Annotated in this window: 20 protein-coding genes and 1 pseudogene; 10 read left to right on the forward strand and 11 right to left on the reverse strand. The window is 70.9% G+C overall.

Annotated elements, in window-relative coordinates:
* Positions 1-75 precede the first annotated feature (75 nt).
* The 3 genes from Adu01nite_RS33945 to Adu01nite_RS33955 all read right to left on the reverse strand — a co-directional run bounded on the left by Adu01nite_RS33945 (position 76) and on the right by Adu01nite_RS33955 (position 2,509).
* On the reverse strand, positions 76-681 hold the full coding sequence (locus tag Adu01nite_RS33945) for a rhodanese-like domain-containing protein (protein ID WP_203733239.1): 606 nt from the start codon (positions 679-681) through the stop codon (positions 76-78).
* A 108-nt stretch (positions 682-789) separates the two neighbouring features.
* Entirely contained in the window at positions 790-2,154 is a 1,365-nt protein-coding gene (locus Adu01nite_RS33950) for an MBL fold metallo-hydrolase (RefSeq protein ID WP_203733241.1), read from the reverse strand.
* A gap of 31 nt (positions 2,155-2,185) precedes the next feature.
* Entirely contained in the window at positions 2,186-2,509 is a 324-nt protein-coding gene (locus Adu01nite_RS33955) for a rhodanese-like domain-containing protein (protein WP_239132894.1), read from the reverse strand.
* A 172-nt stretch (positions 2,510-2,681) separates the two neighbouring features.
* Here Adu01nite_RS33955 and trxA point away from each other — a divergent pair, with 172 nt between their 5' ends.
* The 3 genes from trxA to Adu01nite_RS33975 all read left to right on the forward strand — a co-directional run bounded on the left by trxA (position 2,682) and on the right by Adu01nite_RS33975 (position 4,295).
* Positions 2,682-3,053, forward strand: coding sequence for a thioredoxin (trxA, locus tag Adu01nite_RS33960; protein WP_203733245.1), 372 nt, complete (start codon positions 2,682-2,684; stop codon positions 3,051-3,053).
* A gap of 73 nt (positions 3,054-3,126) precedes the next feature.
* A complete protein-coding gene (locus tag Adu01nite_RS48105; protein WP_239132900.1) occupies positions 3,127-3,954 on the forward strand; it encodes a response regulator in 828 nt (275 codons plus the stop codon).
* Between the two features lie 71 nt (positions 3,955-4,025).
* Positions 4,026-4,295 (forward strand): metal-sensitive transcriptional regulator, encoded by a 270-nt coding sequence (locus Adu01nite_RS33975; RefSeq protein WP_203733247.1) that lies wholly within the window; start codon positions 4,026-4,028, stop codon positions 4,293-4,295.
* Between the two features lie 55 nt (positions 4,296-4,350).
* On the opposite strand, the gene Adu01nite_RS33980 is transcribed toward Adu01nite_RS33975, so the two are convergent.
* The 3 genes and pseudogenes from Adu01nite_RS33980 to Adu01nite_RS48985 all read right to left on the reverse strand — a co-directional run.
* Positions 4,351-4,773 carry a DUF302 domain-containing protein gene (locus Adu01nite_RS33980; RefSeq protein WP_203733249.1) on the reverse strand — a complete coding sequence of 141 codons (423 nt, stop codon included), beginning with the start codon at positions 4,771-4,773 and terminating at the stop codon, positions 4,351-4,353.
* A 46-nt stretch (positions 4,774-4,819) separates the two neighbouring features.
* Complete coding sequence (locus Adu01nite_RS33985; protein WP_203733251.1) at positions 4,820-5,506, reverse strand: ferritin-like domain-containing protein; 687 nt, start codon at positions 5,504-5,506, stop codon at positions 4,820-4,822.
* A 241-nt stretch (positions 5,507-5,747) separates the two neighbouring features.
* Positions 5,748-6,434 (reverse strand): annotated as a pseudogene (locus tag Adu01nite_RS48985) (NAD(P)/FAD-dependent oxidoreductase); the annotation flags it as partial.
* Positions 6,435-6,699: 265 nt separating this feature from the next.
* Between Adu01nite_RS48985 and Adu01nite_RS33995 the strand changes: the two are divergent.
* Positions 6,700-7,143 carry an OsmC family protein gene (locus Adu01nite_RS33995; RefSeq protein WP_203733258.1) on the forward strand — a complete coding sequence of 148 codons (444 nt, stop codon included), beginning with the start codon at positions 6,700-6,702 and terminating at the stop codon, positions 7,141-7,143.
* 316 nt (positions 7,144-7,459) lie between these two features.
* Positions 7,460-8,356: a prolipoprotein diacylglyceryl transferase gene (lgt, locus tag Adu01nite_RS34000; protein ID WP_203733261.1), complete on the forward strand. Its 897-nt coding sequence runs from the start codon at positions 7,460-7,462 to the stop codon at positions 8,354-8,356.
* Between the two features lie 123 nt (positions 8,357-8,479).
* Here lgt and Adu01nite_RS34005 read toward each other — a convergent pair whose 3' ends face one another.
* The gene (locus tag Adu01nite_RS34005; protein ID WP_203733263.1) at positions 8,480-9,748 is read right to left on the reverse strand and encodes an MFS transporter; all 1,269 of its coding nucleotides are present in this window, start codon (positions 9,746-9,748) and stop codon (positions 8,480-8,482) included.
* Complete coding sequence (locus Adu01nite_RS34010) at positions 9,745-11,496, reverse strand: FAD-dependent oxidoreductase (RefSeq protein WP_203733265.1); 1,752 nt, start codon at positions 11,494-11,496, stop codon at positions 9,745-9,747. The genes Adu01nite_RS34005 and Adu01nite_RS34010 overlap by 4 nt, the downstream gene beginning before the upstream one ends.
* A gap of 139 nt (positions 11,497-11,635) precedes the next feature.
* On the opposite strand from Adu01nite_RS34010, the gene Adu01nite_RS34015 reads away from it, so the two are divergent.
* From Adu01nite_RS34015 to trxB, 5 genes are all read left to right on the forward strand, one after another.
* On the forward strand, positions 11,636-12,007 hold the full coding sequence (locus tag Adu01nite_RS34015) for an ArsR/SmtB family transcription factor (protein WP_203733267.1): 372 nt from the start codon (positions 11,636-11,638) through the stop codon (positions 12,005-12,007).
* Between the two features lie 77 nt (positions 12,008-12,084).
* Complete coding sequence (locus Adu01nite_RS34020) at positions 12,085-12,774, forward strand: arsenate reductase/protein-tyrosine-phosphatase family protein (RefSeq protein WP_203733269.1); 690 nt, start codon at positions 12,085-12,087, stop codon at positions 12,772-12,774.
* 96 nt (positions 12,775-12,870) lie between these two features.
* Positions 12,871-13,623, forward strand: a complete 753-nt coding sequence (locus Adu01nite_RS34025) for an aquaporin (RefSeq protein WP_203733271.1) — start codon at positions 12,871-12,873, stop codon at positions 13,621-13,623.
* Between the two features lie 51 nt (positions 13,624-13,674).
* The gene (locus Adu01nite_RS34030; protein WP_203733273.1) at positions 13,675-14,088 is read left to right on the forward strand and encodes an arsenate reductase ArsC; all 414 of its coding nucleotides are present in this window, start codon (positions 13,675-13,677) and stop codon (positions 14,086-14,088) included.
* Positions 14,085-15,044: a thioredoxin-disulfide reductase gene (gene trxB / locus Adu01nite_RS34035; RefSeq protein WP_203733275.1), complete on the forward strand. Its 960-nt coding sequence runs from the start codon at positions 14,085-14,087 to the stop codon at positions 15,042-15,044. The genes Adu01nite_RS34030 and trxB overlap by 4 nt, the downstream gene beginning before the upstream one ends.
* Before the next feature lie 234 nt (positions 15,045-15,278).
* Here the strand turns inward: trxB and Adu01nite_RS34040 are convergent, their stop codons facing one another.
* From Adu01nite_RS34040 to Adu01nite_RS48600, 3 genes are all read right to left on the reverse strand, one after another.
* On the reverse strand, positions 15,279-15,527 hold the full coding sequence (locus Adu01nite_RS34040) for a thioredoxin family protein (RefSeq protein WP_203733277.1): 249 nt from the start codon (positions 15,525-15,527) through the stop codon (positions 15,279-15,281).
* A gap of 69 nt (positions 15,528-15,596) precedes the next feature.
* Positions 15,597-16,682: a permease gene (locus Adu01nite_RS34045; protein ID WP_203733279.1), complete on the reverse strand. Its 1,086-nt coding sequence runs from the start codon at positions 16,680-16,682 to the stop codon at positions 15,597-15,599.
* Complete coding sequence (locus Adu01nite_RS48600) at positions 16,679-17,137, reverse strand: ArsR/SmtB family transcription factor (protein WP_275414728.1); 459 nt, start codon at positions 17,135-17,137, stop codon at positions 16,679-16,681. Before Adu01nite_RS48600 ends, Adu01nite_RS34045 begins: the two co-directional genes overlap by 4 nt.
* Positions 17,138-17,145: the final 8 nt, after the last annotated feature.

Consider the following 17,145-nt stretch of genomic DNA (forward strand, 5'->3'; position numbering starts at 1 on the left):
CTGTGGTTCTCGGACGCCGCGGATCCGTGTCGTATGCGGTGGGGCTTCGACACTATGCGCCTTTCCGGGCCGGAGTCATGGCCGGTTGCCGGCCGGGGCGGTGTCGCGTAGCTGTCCGACGATGGTGTCGAAGTCGCAGCTGCTGCCTCGGTTGTAGGGGAGTTTGCCGAGCAGCATCCCCATGGCGCAGGTGTTGGTCAGGGCGGCGCCGGCGAGGCCGGCGCCGAGCAGGGCGGCGATCCATTTCAGGGCGGGTACGGCGATTGAGCTCAGGATGCTGATCAGCACGATGGTGCCGGCGATGAGGCGGACCTGGCGTTCGAGGTCCCAGCGGGGGCGGCCGTGGTTGACGGGGGCGTGTGCGGCCTGCCAGGCGAGGATGCCGCCGGTGAGGACTTTGACGTGGGGCAGGCCGGCGTCGGCGAGGGTTTGTCCGGCCTGGGTTGCGCGGGCGCCGGAGCGGCAGACCAGGATCACGTCCTCGTCGAGGTGGCCGCGTAGTTCGGTGCGGTGTTCACGGAGAACGTCGAGGGGGACGTTGTAGGCGCCGGGGATGTGGGCCGTCTCGAACTCGGCCGGGGTGCGGACGTCGATGATGCGCGGGCCTGCGCCGGTGGTGAGTTGCTCACGCAGGTCCGCGGTGTCGATGGTGGCGGGTCCGTGCGGGTGGGGACTGGTCATGTCTCCTCATCGGATGGGCCGGGCAGGGTTCAGCCCGCACCGGTACGGCGGCGGTGCTGGAGCCGCGGACCAACGCGGGGCTGCGGGCCGCGTCGCGCCTGCGGTGGATCAGCGTCCGGCGCCGCGGACGATGGGTAGCCCAGCGTCGGCGGCCTTGCTGAATTCGTCGTCGACGGCCACGACGTGGCGCCCGGCCCGGGCGAGCAGGGCGGCGGCGATGGAGGCGCGGTAGCCGGCGGCGCAGTGCACCCACAGCTCGCCGTCGGGAATCTCGCCGAGACGCTGCGGCAGCTCGTGCAGCGGAATGTGGACCGCCGCCTCGATACGCGCTTCGGCGACCTCGAGGTTGCGGCGGGTGTCGAGGACGACGACGGGCCGATGGTGGCGGACCTGGGCCAGGTCGGCGAACGTGGCCCGGGGATAGCTGGCGAGATCACCGTCGCCGTTCCAGTCGGCGGGGCTGCCGACGGCCTGGGTGGCGGGCCGGTCGATGCCGATGCGGACGAGTTCGCGCTGGGCCTCGGCGATCTGTTCAGGGGTATCGGCGAGCAGGGTGAGCGGGGTGCCCCATGGGATCAGCCAGCCGAGGTAGGTGGCGAAGCTGCCGTCGAGACCGAAGTTGAGGGTGCCGGCCACGTGCCCGGCGGCGAAGGCGACCCGGTTGCGCAGATCCACGACCCACTCGCCGTCGGCGAGACGCTTGCGGATCTGCTCGGCGTCGGCGTGTTGCGGGGTGGTCAGGTCGGGTTCGCTGGGCCCGGCCGAGTTGGCGGGTGCCATGTGGGCGTAGTAGGCGGGCCAGGCGTCGAGGCCGGCCAGCAATTCGTCGACGAACGTCTGCTCGTCGCGGGTCAGCGCGGGGTTGACCCGTTTCTCCTGGGCGATGGTCGACGCGGTGGCGTCGCTCTGGGTGGCGGAGCAGAAGCTGCCGAAGCCGTGGGTGGGGAAGACCTCGGCGGTGTCGGGCAGGGCGGCGAGCCGGTGGGCGGAGGCGTACTGGTGGCGGACCAGGTCGTGGGTGTGCGCGGGGCCGAGCAGGTCGGGGCGGCCGACCGAGCCGTAGAGCAGCGACCCGCCGGAGAAGACCGCGACCGGCTGGCCGGCGTCGGCCAGGGCGTAGGACAGGTGGGTGAAGGTGTGCCCGGGGGTGGCCATCACCTGCACGGTCATGGTGTCGCCGACGGCGATGACGTCGCCGTCGGACACTGCGACGCGGTCGAAGGTGACGGGGTCGTCGCCGTTGACGTGGTAGGCGGCGCCGGTGCGCTGCGCGAGGGCGTACCCGCCGGTGACGTAGTCGTTGTGGATGTGGGTCTCGAAGACGTGGGTGATCCGCACGCCGTGGGTAGCGGCGAGGTCGAGGACGCGGTCGATGTCGCGTTGCGGGTCGACGACGAACGCGACCTGGCCGTCGTGCACGAGGTAGCTGCGGTCGCCGAGCGAGGGTGTGTCGATGGGCAGGATGGACGGCATGGCCGGGGCTCCTTGAGGTGTGGGCAGGTACTCAGGCGGTGGTGCGAGCGCCGCGGACGATGCGGTGGCCGGCGCGTAGCCAGGCGGCGGTGCCGCCGGCCACCGACCGGGCGTCGACCCCGGCGCGGATCAGGTGGTCGGCGGCGGTGAGGCTGCGGTTGCCGCCGGCGCAGATCACATAGACCGGTACGCCGCGGGGCAGCTCACCGACGCGGGCGGTGACCTGCCCGAGCGGCATCGGCACCGCACCGCTGACGTGGCCGGTGACGTACTCGGACGGTTCGCGGACGTCGATGACGAGAGCGCCGTCGCGGTGCGCGGCGGCGAAGGTGGGCAGGTCGACTTCAGGTCGCACGAAGAGCCTCCAGAATATATACCCAGGGGGGTATCCGAATTCCACGATAGCTGGCGTTTCCCTAAGCCTGTCAACCCGCCGACCGAGTGCCGCACCTCTCGGAATATATACCCCGGGGGGTATATTGAACTGGATATCAGGAGATGGCGATACGACGGACGGAGACACGACCATGGCTACCGTGGCATTGACCAGGAGCGGCTTCACCGCTGCGGTGAGCGGGACCGGCATCGTGCTGGTCGATTTCTGGGCCGGCTGGTGCGGGCCCTGCAAGCGCTTCGCCCCGGTCTTCGAGCGGGCCAGCGAGCAGTACCCGGACGTCGTGTTCGCGAAGGTGGACACCGAGGCTGAGCAGTCGCTTGCCGGCGCCCTTGGGATCTCGTCGATTCCGACGCTGGCGGTGTTCCGCGACGGCGTGCTGGTCTTCGCCCAGGCCGGGGCGTTGCCGTCCGCGGCGCTCGAAGAGGTGATCACCGGGGTGCGCGCGCTGGACATGAACAAGGTCCGCGCCGAACTCGCCGGCGAGAAGGCCCCGGTCGCCTGATAGCAACGGCGACCGTTGAAGTGGGCCCGTCCGGCCCTGACCGGCAGGCGGTTCGCGGGAGGAGGCTGCGGTGATGGCGGGTGCGGTGCTGGTCGTCGAGGACGACCGCGAGTTGCGTGACCTGGTGCGCCGTTACCTGGAACGGGCCGGGCACGCGGTGTACACCACCGGCTCCGGCGCCGAGGCGCTGCGGCTACTGGACACCGCCGACCCGGTGGCGATGGTTCTCGACCTCGGGCTGCCCGACATCGACGGGCTGACCGTGCTGGCCGCCGCCCGCGACGGGCGTCAGGTGCCGGTGGTGGTACTGACGGCCCGCAGCGCCGTGGAAGACCGGATCGACGGCCTGCGCCGGGGCACCGACGCCCCGGGCGAGTTGGGGGAGGTGATCGTGGCGTTCGACGCGATGGCCGACGAGGTGGTCCGCGCGGACGCGGTGCGCCGCCGGCTGGCCGCCGACGTCGCCCACGAACTGCGCACACCGCTGGCCGCACTGCAGGCCGGGCTGGAAGAGCTGCGCGACGGACTGCGGGCCGCGGATTCCGAACGCCTGGCCGCTCTGCACGACCAGGCGTTGCACCTCGGCCGGGTGGTCGGCGATCTCGCGGCGTTGTCCGCCGCGGAAGCCGCCACACTGTCGCTGCATCCGGTCGACACCGACCTGGCCGGGGTCGCACGCGCCGCCCTCGACGCTCAGCGTCCCCACCTCGATGCCGCCGGCCTGCGTATCGACACCGACCTGCCGCAGGCGCTGATCGTGCACGCCGACCCGGACCGTCTGCACCAGAGCATCGCCAACCTGCTCACCAACGCGGCCCGCTACCCCGGCCAGGGAACGGTCATCACCGTACGGCTGCCGCTGGCGACTGCCGGGACACATGCCGTGACCGGGATCGCCTGATCGTCCGAGCTGGCAGGCGTACCCGTGGGGGTATATTTTCCAGGGTAGGCGAAGAGTGCAGGAGGCACAGCGTGCAGATCGACCAGGACGCTCTCGGAGACGTCATCAAACGGCTACGACGCGCCGAGGGGCAGATCCGCGGGGTGATCGCAATGCTGGAGGACGGCCGCGACTGCGCCGACGTGGTGACCCAACTCGCCGCCGTGTCCAAGGCCCTCGACCGCGCCGGATTCAAGATCATCGCCAGTGGGCTGCGGCAGTGCGTGAAGGCCGAGGAGAACGGCGAGGAGCAGAGCCTCGACGTGGCGAAGCTGGAGAAGCTCTTCCTGTCCCTGGCCTGACGACGTAGCGGCGCGCCCGGTGGCCCGGGGACCCAACCGGGCGCGCGTCAGCGTCTCAGCCGCCGAGCGTGGCCAGCGCCGCCTGCAGTCGGGCCGCGGCGTCGTCGGCCACCTCTTTGAGTTCCGGCCGGCCGGTGATCTGGACCATCGTCTGCGGGTCGAGGGCCTGCACGAGGGTCGTGCCGGGGCCGTCGCTGCGGACCACGACGTTGCACGGCAGCAGCAGGCCGATCTCCCGGTCGATGCCCAGTGCCCGGTGCGCCAGCGGCGGGTTGCAGGCGCCGAGGATCAGGTAGTCCTCCATCTGCTCGCCGAGCTTCTCGCGCAGGGTCGCCTGGACGTCGATCTCGGTGAGGACGCCGAATCCCTGGTCCTTGAGCGCGTCACGGACCCGGGCGACCGTCTCCGGGAACGACCCTGCCACTCGTACCGTCATCGCGTACGCCATGCCGATCATCGCCTCTCTCCGTCGTTCCATCGCCTCCAGGATACCGCTGGGGGTATCTGGAGGCGGTGGGATGTGGCTACCGGGTCGCCCAAGTGGTGAAGGCAGCCAGGTGTTGCTGGGAGTCTGCCAGCAGGTGCTGGTACGCCTGCGTGGCGTCGGGGGCGGTCAGGCCGGTGAGTGCCTTCCGCAGATCGGCGATGTCCGTGCGTTCCACCTCCTGGCCGACCTGCAGTGCGGCACTCTGGCTGATGGCGCCGCGGGCCAGCAGCCGATCGTAGGTGGCTTGCGTCGCCGGGTCGCTGAACGTGCCGGCGGCCACGCCGGCGGTGGGGTCGCCCACGGCGTAGCGTTCGAGCAGCGTGCGTACCGTGGCCAGGTGCCGGGTCTCGGCCGTCGCGATGCGGTCGAAGATCGGCAGCGGGTATTTGCCGGCGAACGCCGCATAGACGTCGTGGGCGAGCTTCTCCTCCTGCGCCATCGCGGCCAGGGTGCTCTTCTGCTGGTCGCTCAGAGTGCCCTGCGCGGCGGTCACGTCGAGGTTGAGGCAGGTGCCGTCGCGCATCCCGGTGCCCATTCCCGCGCCCATCCGAGATCCGACGCCATAGCCGTTGCCGCCGGGGCCGCCCTGCTGGGTGACTGCGGCCTTGCCGGTGTGGAAGATGCCGGTGCCGGCCAGGGCCGGGCTCGCCGCCGCGAGCCCACCCAGACCGAGCGCGCCCGCGGTGACCAGAACCACTGCCCGGCGCTTCGTGGTGACCTTCATGATCGCTCCTTCGTCCGTTTCCTTCCTGCAGCGTCGCGGCGGCGGATGGGCACGGTGTGCGTCTGGTGTGGAGAGGCGATGGAGAACGCGGACTGGCCGGGTCCGCCAGCGGACCGGCTTTGACCCAGTCCGGAGCGCTCTGCGGTGGCACGGCGTGCATCATCGCGATCTCGACGGCTTCCTTGGTGCCGGTGGTGTTGTCCAGCAGAACGGCCCGGTGGCCGGGTCCGTCCACCTCCACCAGTTGGGTGTCGTGGCGCACCTCGATGCCGTAGTCGGCGGCGATGCCCCGCAGGACCTCACCCCAGGCCGGCTGGCTGAACATCGCCGCCGTGGGCAGCGCCAGGATGACCCGCATGTCACCGAGCACCCCCTGCCGCCGCCACCAGTCGGCGGCGAGATAGGCGATCTTCTGCGGCGCCCCGGCGCACTTGACCGGGCCGGGCGGCATGGAGAACAGCGCCGTTCCCGATCGGGTCTCCCGGATGAACCGCCAGGTCGCGGGCGCGAGGTCGTAGCGGTAGTTGCTGGAGACCCCATCGCGGCCGAGGGTATCGGCCAGGCCCGGCACCGCGTCGAAGTTCAGTTGCAGGCCCGGCGCCAACACCAGGAACTCATACGCCAGGGTCGACCCGTCGGTCAGGGTGACGCGGGCGGCCTGCGGATCGACGGCGGCTGCCGCCTGCCTGATCCAGGTCACGCCCGTCGGCATGACGCGGGCCTCGGCCCGCGCCGTGCGTTCCTGCTTCGCGAGTCCGGCACCGACCAGCGTCCACAGCGGCTGGTAGTAGTGCTGCTCGGACGGCTCGATCACGGCGATGTCGGTGACCCCGGCACGCCGCAGCCGGGCGGCCACGGTGATGCCGGCGGTGCCGCCACCGACGATGACGACCTCGTGATGGCCGGTTCCAGGTGTTGACGACTTCATGACGGCGTTCCCTCCGATCGGCCATGGATACCCCAGGGGGTATAAGCGACTGTATCCAGCGGCGGATGCCGCGGACAAGGCGGAACCGCCGTCGGGATCGGTCGGTGTACGCGCGTCCGGGGTTCGTCCCGGCCGTGACCAATGGCCCTACTTCATGCTGGTCAACGGGATACCGTGGGGGGTATCAGGTGGCGGTCGTGGTCGACCCCACGAGCACCCGCGGCGGTGCGGATCGCGCCGCCGCTTCAAGGACATGAGGTGGGACATGGCCAGCGAGGCCGGTGTTGTCAGAGACGACGATGTCGCGACCGCAGCGGATCATCTCGACGTCGACTACCTCAGCGGCGAGCAGTACGAGATCACCGTCCGCGGCCATCGCGTACGCGTGGACCAGCCCACCGGATCCGGCGGCGCCGACGAGGCGCCGACCCCGACGGAACTCTTCGTCGGCGCGCTCGCCGCGTGTGTGGCGTTCTACGCGGGCCGCTACCTGACCCGCCACGGCTTCGACCGCGACGGCCTGCGCGTGCGGTCCGACTTCGTGATGGCCACCGACCGGCCCGCACGGGTCGCGACGATACGCATCGTCGTACACCCGCCGGCGGGCTTCCCCGCCGAGCGGACGGCGGCTCTCGCCGCCGTCGCGAGCCACTGCACCGTGCACAACACGATGCAGCATCAGCCGGAGATCACCGTCACGGTCGGTTGAGCCGCCACGGTACGGCCGGGCGGTCGCGGACAAGCCGACCTGCCAGCCCTTCATGGGCGTGGCTTCGCCCGGATACCGCCGAGGCCGACCGGCATCCGCCGATGATCCGTCGGACGGGCATTCCCATTTGCCACCGTCACCCACGGGCCGGGGCCGAGGTCAGCGGGCAGGTCGACGTCGTCAAGCGCGAGTGCCACCTGCGCCCCCGAGTGAGCAATCCCCGCAGGCCCGCTCACCTGGGTGGCAACCCGTCCATGGTGAGTCTCTTCGCGGACCGCCGGGGTAGCATCGCCGACTGGCGCGGCGAGCGCGCCTCATGAGCGGCCGGGCTGGCCGGTGGTCAGTTGTTGGAGGAGTCGTCGCGCTGAGCTATTTGCCGAGCCCTTCGCAGGGTGTCTGGCACCTGGGTGTGTTCCCGATCCGGGCGTACGCATTGTGCATCGTGGCCGGAATCATCGTGGCCACGGTGATCACCCGCCGCCGGTGGGCCGCGCAGGGCGGCCGGGTCGACGACGTTCTGGACGTGGTGACGTGGGCGGTGCCGTTCGGCATCCTCGGCGGCCGGCTCTACCACGTGATCACCGACCCGGAGCTGTACTTCGCCGCCGGGCGTGAACCGATCCGCGCGCTGTACATCTGGGACGGCGGCCTGGGGATCTGGGGTGCGGTGGCCCTCGGCGCGGTCGGCGCATGGATCGGCTGCCGACGGCGCGGCATCTCCCTGCCGGCGTTCGCGGACGCGCTCGCTCCCGGACTCGTGATCGCGCAAGCGATCGGCCGGTGGGGCAACTACTTCAACCAGGAACTGTTCGGCAGACCCACCACCCTGCCATGGGCGCTGCACATCGACCCGGCGAACCGCCCGGCCGACACCCCCGAGATCGCCTTGTACCACCCGACGTTCCTGTACGAGTGCCTGTGGGACCTAGCCGTGGCCGGCCTGCTGGTCTGGGCGCAGCGACGGTACCGGCTGACCAACGGGCGCTTGTTCGCCCTGTACGTCGCCGCATACACGGTCGGCCGGGGATGGATCGAGGCGCTACGCGTCGATCACGCCAACCACATTCTCGGCCTGCGCCTCAACGACTGGACATCGCTGATCATTTTCATCGCCGCCGTCGCATACCTGTGGAGGGCGCCGTACGGCCGCGCCGGAGACACCGCCCCAGAGCCGGAGCAGAACCCCACCACCACCCGCGCCGAGCGCGTCTGACCGCGCTACGGATCGGTCCAGTCGTCTCCGCCAAACGTCGTCCAGGCCGCCTGCGTGCCGGCCTGAACCTCGCGAGGATCACGGATCGGCTCAGACGGCTGCCTCCTAGCTTTGGGCAGGACATCACGAGAGCGGAGTCGTTGACGGCCTGGGGGTGCCCATGGCGGGGACCGCGATCAGCGCGGCCGCGGCGATGAGGCAGATGAGCGCGGTCGCGGCGAACACGCTGGCATATCCGTGGGTGGTGGTATGTAGCCAGGCTGCTGCGAGGGGTGCCGTGGCTTTGGCGATGGTCATCGGGACGACGAGGATGCCGGCGATGGTGGCGTAGCGGCGGGTGTCGTAGCGGTGGGCGAGCAGGACAGGTTTGGCGATGGCGGCGACGCCGAAGCCGAGCCCGAAACCGGTTACCGCCACGACCGCGGCTACCGCGTTTCGTCCGGCGACCGGCAGTGCGGCGACGGCGACCGCTTGGACGGCGAAGATGGCGGCGACGATCGAGGTGGTGCGGTAGCGGCGTTGCAGGCCGGTGGTGGCGAGCCGGCCGGTGACCGACAGGATGCCGAACAGACCGGCCACGGTGGCGGCGAACGGGGCCGGGTGGCCCCAGCTGATCAGGGCGGCGACCAGGTGCACGGTGACGACGGCGATCGCGGCGGTGTTGGCGGTGAAGCTGACGGCCAGGAGCCAGAAGCCAGAGTCGGTGACCACCGAGCGCAGCCGCACCGGAGGCGTGGACGTTCGTGCGTCGGCCCGGCGCGGTGCGGCGCGCACCACGAGCAGGTGCAGCGGGATGGTGAGCACGGCCTGGATTGCCGCGAGGATCAGCAGGGCGGTGCGCCAGCCGTAGGCGTCGATGAGCCGGCCGGTCAGCGGCAGGAAGATGCTGCTGGCGAACCCGGCGACGATGGTAAGCGTCAGCAGGGCTGAGGATCGCCGGTCGGGGCTGTGCCAGGCGATGATCACCGCGAAGGCGGCCTCGTAGAGGCTGGCGGCGCCCGCGACGCCCAGTCCGATCTGGACCGTGTACAGCTGGCCGAGGGTGTGCACCTGGGACCAGGCGAGCAGCAGCAGCGCGCCGAGCAGCGACCCGCCGGTCATGAGGGCCCGGCCGCCGCGGCGGTCCAGCCACCGGCCGACCGGGACGGCGAGCGCGGCGGAGGCGAGGACGGAGGCGGTGAACGTGCCGGTCACGGCGGTGGTGGAGGTGTGCAGGGTGGCGGCGACCGGGACGAGGAAGACGGCGAAGGCGTAGTAGAGGGTGCCGTAGCCGACGGTTTGGGTGATCGCCGGCGCGGCCACGATCGCCCGGTTGCTCTGTGGTGTTGCGCGCCGGTGCCCGCCGGTGCGTGGACCGGCGGGCACCGTGGCATCGGTGGCGGGTGGGTTCACGCGCAGCAGCTACCGCCGGCCGACGAGGTGAGGCTGATCAGCCCGGCGACGCTGGGCAGTGCCCCGGGCTGCTCGGTCAGGGCGGCGATCTGCAGCGCGACCTGCTGGTCCAGGCCGATCTTGTCGGCGGCGGCGCGGACGGCGTCGCTGGTACTGGCCGCAGTGGGTAGCAGGTCCATGGTGGTGGTGGCGAGCAGGATCGGGACATCGGGGGTGAGGCCGAAACGGGCGGCGATCTGCCGGGAGGCGTTCTCGGCGACGAGGTTGGAGCTGCACACGCCGGTTTCGGGCAGGTCGAGCTGCACGTCGTCGGCGGCGTCGAAGTCCCCGGCCAGGGCGGCGGCGATGGAGCGGACCTGCTCGTAGCCGGTGGCCATCAGGAAGGTGGGTGCCCGGCCGTAGGACTTCATGCCCACGGCGTAGTAGTTCGGTTCGGGCTGGCCGAGTTCGCGATAGCCGTGCGGGGCGACGGTGCCGCAGGAGTGCTCGTTGGGGTCGATGAGGTCGGCGAGGGTACGGGTGCAGCCGAGGATCGGGTCGAGGTCCAGGCGCAGTTCGCCGGCGATGCTGTGGTCAGGGCGGAAGCCGGTGGCGGAGACGACCCGGTCGCCGGTCAGGGTGCGCCCGTCGGCGGCGACCAGCTCGATGCCGTCGGCGGAGCGGCGCACGGTGTGCACGCCGAAGCCGGTCACCAGGGTGACCTGGCCGGTGTCGACGAGGGTGTGCAGGCCGCTGCCGAGGGCGCCGCGGGCGGGCAGTTCGTCGGCGTCCTCGCCGCCGAAGGCGCGGCTGGCGGATTCGCCGCGGACGGCCCAGGTGATGCGGGTGCCGGGGGCGGTTTCGGCGAGCCGGGCGAGGTCGAGCAGGGTGTTGGCGGCGGAGTGCCCGGAGCCGACCACGATGGTGTGTTTGCCGGCGTGGGCGTCGCGGTCGCCGCCGAGGACGTCGGGCAGGGCGTGGTCGATCAGGTCGGCGTTCTCGGGTTCGCCGTGCGCGGGCAGGCCGTTGGCACCGAGCGGGTTGGGGGTGCGCCAGGTGCCGGAGGCGTCGACGATCGCGGCGGCGGTGAGTTCGGTGCCGTCGGCGAGGCGGATCACGAAGGGCAGGTCGGCGCGGCCGGCGGTGCGGACCCGGTCGGCACCGACCCGGCTGATCGCCGCCACCGGTGCGTGGAAGCGCAGGTGCGCGGCGATGGCGGGCAGCTTGGCCAGGGGCTGCAGGTAGTCCTCGACGAGTTGGCCGCCGGTGGGTAGGCCGTCGTCGTGGGGTGCGGCCCAGCCGGCGGCGTCGAGCAGCCGGCGAGCGGCCGGGTCGATGTCGTAGCGCCACGGGCTGAACAGCCCGACATGCGACCATTGCCGCACCGACGCGCCGACCTGATCGCCGGCTTCCAGGACGAGGAACGGTACGCCTTGTTCGTGCAGGTGCGCGGCGGCGGCCAGGCCGACCGGGCCGGCGCCGATCACCACGACCGGCAGGTCCTCTGGCCGCCCGTCGGTGGTGAGTGCGGGGCGCGCGGCCGGGGTGGGCAGGAACTCGACGGCGCTGACTGTGGTGGCCGGTCCGCAGCAGCTCGCCCCCAGCGCGCCGGACTCTGCGGCCGGGCCGCAGCAGCCCGCGTCGTCGGCGATCGATTCGGTCTTGGCAGCGGGCGCGCAACACGCGCCGGCCGCGGTGGCTGCCTCGGCGGTGCCGCAGCACGGATCCTGCCCGGCGGCCGGGTCGGTGGGGGACGTATCGCTACTCATGGCGGAACTCCTCGTGTAGTCACGCGGGACGGGCCGGCGGGATCGGTCCGACTCACCGTACGCGGATTCGAGACTAGTCGAATCCGATGACTGTCAAAACCAGCTTGCACGCGGATGCGACATCCGTCAAACTCGACACATGTCAAAGCCAGCGACGGCGTCCCCCATCGACCTCGGCCCGGCGCCCTGCTGCACGCCCCTGGCCCAGGAGCGCATCCCCGCACCGGTGGCCGGCGTCCTCGCGCACGCCTTCAAGGCGCTCGGGGATCCGATCCGGCTACAGCTGATGTCGATGATCGCGTCCGCGCCCGGCGGGGAGATCTGCGTCTGCGACCTGACCCCGGCGTTCACGATCTCCGGGACGACCGTCTCGCATCACCTGAAAGTGCTGCGCGAGGCCGGCCTGGTCGACGCCGAACGCCGCGCCAGCTGGGTCTACTACCGCGCCCGTCCTGTTCTGATGCGCCAGCTTTCCGCCCTGCTCGCCGTCGACGCCCCCGTGCCAGCCTGACCGAGCCTGGCTTCCCGGGGCGGTGATCCACCGGCGCCGTCTTGACTCCACCAAGAGGCTCAGTAAGTATTGAGTCAATGAACGGCGAATCTTCCTCGTTGCCGGCGAGGGCACGGATCCACGCCGCGCTGGGCGACCCGGCGCGGCTCGCGATCGTCGACGCACTGACCCTGGGCGACGCCTCGCCGGGCGAGATCGGCCACGACCTGGGCATGCCGACCAACCTGGTCGCGCACCACCTGAAGGTGCTACAGGACGCCGGGCTGCTCGTACGGACCCGCTCCGAGGGTGATCGCCGCCGCACCTACCTGCGGCTGCTACCCGACGTGCTGGCCACGCTGACCCCGCCGCCGCTACGCGACGCCGACCGGGTGGTGTTCGTGTGCACCCACAACTCGGCCCGCTCCCAGCTCGCCGCGGCGCTGTGGCGTGACCGGGTCGGCGGGCAGGTCGCCTCCGCCGGCACGAAACCCGCCGCCCGGGTGCACCCCCGCGCCGTGAAGGTCGCCCACCGCCACGGCCTGCAGCTGGACCCGACCGGTACGGCGCGCGTCGCCGACGTCGTACACGACGGAGACCTGGTCATCGCGGTCTGCGACAACGCCCACGAGGACCTCACCGGCCAGGTTCGGCCCGCGCTGCACTGGTCGGTGCCCGACCCGGTCCGGGTCGACACCGACGACGCGTTCGAGACCGCCTACACCGACCTCGCCGACCGCATCGACCGGATCGCGCCCATCGTCCACCAGGCGACCGGAGGGAACTGACCGTTGCCCCGCCCGGCACGCCGGGTCTGCGGTGAAATCAACACCGCAGCGACCGTTCTCGCCCGTCCTCGCCGCACAGACCGGAGTCCTGCTGTCATGCCCGCACCCGCCCTCTGGCGCCGCCTGCTCGCCGAGTCCGTCGGCACCGCGCTGCTCGTGACCGCGGTCGTCGGTTCCGGCATCATGGCCACCACCCTCTCCCCGAACGACGTGGGCCTGCAGTTGCTGGAGAACTCGGTCGCCACCGCGTTCGCGCTCGGTGCGCTGATCCTGACCTTCGGCCCGGTCTCCGGCGCCCACTTCAACCCGGTCGTGTCGGCCGCCGACTGGTTCCTCGGCCGCCGCACCGGCACCGGCCTGACCGGCACCGACGTCGCCGCGTACACGATCGCCCAGGTGCTCGGTGCGATCACCGGGTCGATCCTGGCGAACCTGATGTTCGCGTTGCACCCGGTCACTTTCTCCACCAAGGACCGCGCGGCAGGGCACCTGTGGCTCGGCGAGGTCGTCGCCACCGCCGGCCTGCTCCTGCTGATCTTCGCGCTGGCCCGCTCCGGCCGCGCCGCCGTCGCACCCGCCGCGGTCGGCGCCTACATCGGCGCCGCGTACTGGTTCACCAGCAGCACCAGCTTCGCCAACCCGGCCGTCACCGTCGGCCGCGCGTTCACGAACACCTTCGCCGGCATCGCCCCGGCCTCTGTGCCCGGGTTCGTCGTCGCCCAGTTCGTCGGGCTCCTCGCCGGCGTCGGCCTGCTTCTAGCGCTCTACCCCGACGTCGGGGCGACCGCCGATCAGGTCGTCGTCGACCACGACGCCGCCACCATCGACAAACCCACCCGAACACGCTGACCCAACTCGACCGTCCTTCGACTCCCACCCTCACCGAAAAGGGATCACCTCATGAGTGACAAGCCCAGCGTCCTGTTCGTCTGCGTGCACAACGCGGGCCGCTCCCAGATGGCCGCCGGATGGCTACGCCACCTCGCCGGCGACCAGATCGAAGTCCGCTCCGCCGGGTCCGCCCCCGGCAAGACGATCAATCCGGCCGCGGTCGAGGCGATGGCCGAGGTCGGCATCGACATCACCGACCAAACCCCGAAGCTTCTCGAGTACGAGACCGCGCAGGACTCCGACGTCATCATCACCATGGGCTGCGGCGATGCCTGCCCGATCTTCCCCGGCAAACGCTACGAGGACTGGAAACTCGACGACCCGGCCGGCCAGGGCGTCGACGCCGTCCGCCCGATCCGTGACGAGATCAAGACCCGGATCGAGGCACTGCTGGACGACCTGCTCCCGGCGGGCAAGCCGTGACCCCGGCACGGGATCTGATAATCATCGGTTCGGGACCGTCCGGATACACCGCGGCCCTGTACGCGGCCCGGGCGAACCTGAAGCCGCTGGTGATCGAGGGCGTGCAGTCCGGTGGCGCGCTGATGACCACCACCGAGGTGGAGAACTTCCCCGGTCACCGGGACGGGATCATGGGCCCTGAGCTGATGGACAACATGCGCGCGCAGGCCGAGAAGTTCGGCGCCGAGTTCCTCACCGACGACGTGACCCGCGTCGAGCTCGGCGACCGGCCCACCGAGGCCGGCACCGAGGGCCTCAAGACGGTCTGGGTCGGCGAGAAGGAGTACTTCGCCCGCGCGGTGATCCTCTCCACCGGCTCGGCGTGGCGCCCGATCGGCATCCCCGGCGAGCAGGAACTGCTCGGCCACGGCGTCTCGTCCTGTGCCACCTGTGACGGCTTCTTCTTCCGCAACCAGCACATCATCGTGGTGGGCGGCGGCGACTCGGCGATGGAAGAGGCCACCTTCCTCACCCGGTTCGCCGAGACGGTGACCATCGTGCACCGCCGCGACGCGTTCCGGGCCAGCAAGGTCATGCAGGTACGCGCGTTGACCAACCCGAAGATCAAGGTCGAGTGGAACTCCGCGGTCGAAGAGGTCCTCGGCGACGACGGCAAGGTCGCCGGCGCCCGGATCAAGAACCTGCAGACCGGCGAGACCAAGGTCCTCGACGTGACCGGGGTGTTCGTGGCGATCGGTCACGACCCGCGCAGCGAGTTGTTCAAGGGCCAGGTCGAGCTCGACGACGAGGGCTACGTGAAGGTCGACTCCCCGTCGACGCGCACCAACATCGCAGGTGTGTTCGCGGCCGGCGACCTCGTCGACCACACCTACCGCCAGGCCATCACCGCCTCCGGCACGGGCTGTGCCGCGGCGCTGGACGCCGAGCGTTTCATCGCCTCCTTCCTCGAACGCTGACGCCATGTCGGATTCGTCGCTGGGTGACTTCCCGCTGCTGGATGTGTACGACATCCTGGCCCAGAACGCGCAGCGGACTGGCTCGACGAGAACGTCCTGGAGGCGTTGGGCGAGTGGGACATCGACGACATCGACACCCGGTCCCGGCATTGATCGACGAGTTGACGGCTGCAGCTAACCGGTGACCCGCCTGCCACAGGTGCTGCCGGCCGGTGTCCACGCGCAAGGCCCGTGTCAGTGACCGGTGTTCGCCGCGGTAAGCAGGCCGGTGATCTGGGCTTTGGTGGGCACGTGCCCGGCGGCGACGACCTGTTCGTCGATGACGAGGGCGGGGGTGCTCATCACCCCGTAGCCGGCGATGGTGGGGTAGTCGGTGACGGCGCTGATCTCGGCGGTCAGGCCGAGATCAGCGACGGCTTCACGGGTCCGGCGTTCCAGGGCGTGGCAGTTGGCGCAGCCCGGTCCGAGGATCTTGATGTGCATGGCGTTCTCCTGGTGCGTGAGTGAGGACGGTGGTCCGGAATGAGCCGGGATCCTGCCGGTTCCCGGTCGCTAGAGGATGGCGTTGAACAGGTAGCCGACCGCGGTGATGCCGGTGGCGACCACCCCCAGGTAGACGGCGATCAACGGGGGGCGCAGGACCCGGCGCAGCAGGATCATCTCCGGCAGGGACAGGGCGACCACGGCCATCATGAAGGCCAGCAGGGTGCCCATCGGCAGGCCCTTGTCGTGCAGGGCCTGCACCAGCGGCATCACCCCGGCGGCGTTGGAGTACAGCGGGACACCGACCAGGACCGCGATCAGCACCCCGAAGGGGTTGTCCGCCCCGGCGTAGCGGGCGAAGAAGTCCTGCGGTGCCCAGCCGTGGATCACCGCGCCCAGGCCGATGCCGACCAGCAGATACGGCCAGATCTTGCGCAGGATCGTGCCGACTTCCTCGCGGCCCATCCGGACCCGGTCGGCCAGGCTCAGCCCGGCGGTGGAGTCGATGACCTGCCCACCGAGGCGGGTCTCGAACACGAACGGCTCGACCCAGCGCTGGACACCCAGGCGGCCCAGCACCCAGCCGGCGCTGACGGCGATCGTCAGGCCCGCGGCGATGTACAGACCGGCGATCTTCCAGCCGAACATGGTGGCCAGCAGACCCACCGCGATCTCGTTGACCAGCGGGGAGGCGATCAGGAACGACAGGGTCACGCCGATCGGCACGCCGGCGGCGACGAACCCGATGAACGCCGGCACCGCCGAGCAGGAACAGAACGGGGTGACCACGCCCAGACCGGCGGCCATCACGTTGCCGATCCCTTCTCGCCGGCCGCCCAGCAGTGCCCGGGTGCGTTCCACGCTCATGTACGAGCGCAGCACCGTGACCACGAAGATGATCCCGGCCAGCAGCAGCACGATCTTGACGCTGTCGGTGAGGAAGAAGTGCACGCCGCTGCCCAGCCGCGACTGCGGCCGCAGCCCGAGCAGGTGGTAGACGACCGCGTCCCACAACGGCTCGTTGACCAGGTACGCCGCCAGCCAGGCCGCGGCGACCACGACGGGGACGGCGACCCGCCACCAGCGGCCGGCTGCCGGACGAGGGCTCCCGGCGACCGGGGTCGCGGCGTCACCGGCGGTGGCGTGCGTGCTCATCGCGGTCCACCCGCCGGGTCGAGGGCGAGGTTCCGGCCACCCGCGGTGACGGCCATTGTCAGCCCGGCGGCGGGCGGGTCGAGCGGCTCGGGCAGCGCGGCCCGCAGCCGGGACAGGGCATCCGGGGCGATCGTGTAGTCCACCCACCGTCCCCGCCGGGCGGTGGTGACCAGCCCGGCCTCGCGCAACACCTTCAGGTGGTAGGACAGCAGATTCTGGGCGACCGCGGCGATCGGGATCAGGTCGCAGACGCACCGGGTCCGCCCGTCAGCCAGGTGGGTCATCAACCGCCAGCGGACCGGATCAGCGACCGCGGCCAGAACCGCCGCCGATTCAATCGCCGTTGTTTCAAAAACTTTTGATGCGTCCACGCTGTGATCGTGACCGAGGCCGCGGGCCGCCGCCCAGAGCCGAAGGTCCCGATCAGATCGGGCCTGGACCGGGCAGGGGCACATCAATACTC

Origin of the sequence: Paractinoplanes durhamensis, assembly GCF_016862175.1 — a bacterium.
Classification (GTDB): domain Bacteria; phylum Actinomycetota; class Actinomycetes; order Mycobacteriales; family Micromonosporaceae; genus Actinoplanes; species Actinoplanes durhamensis.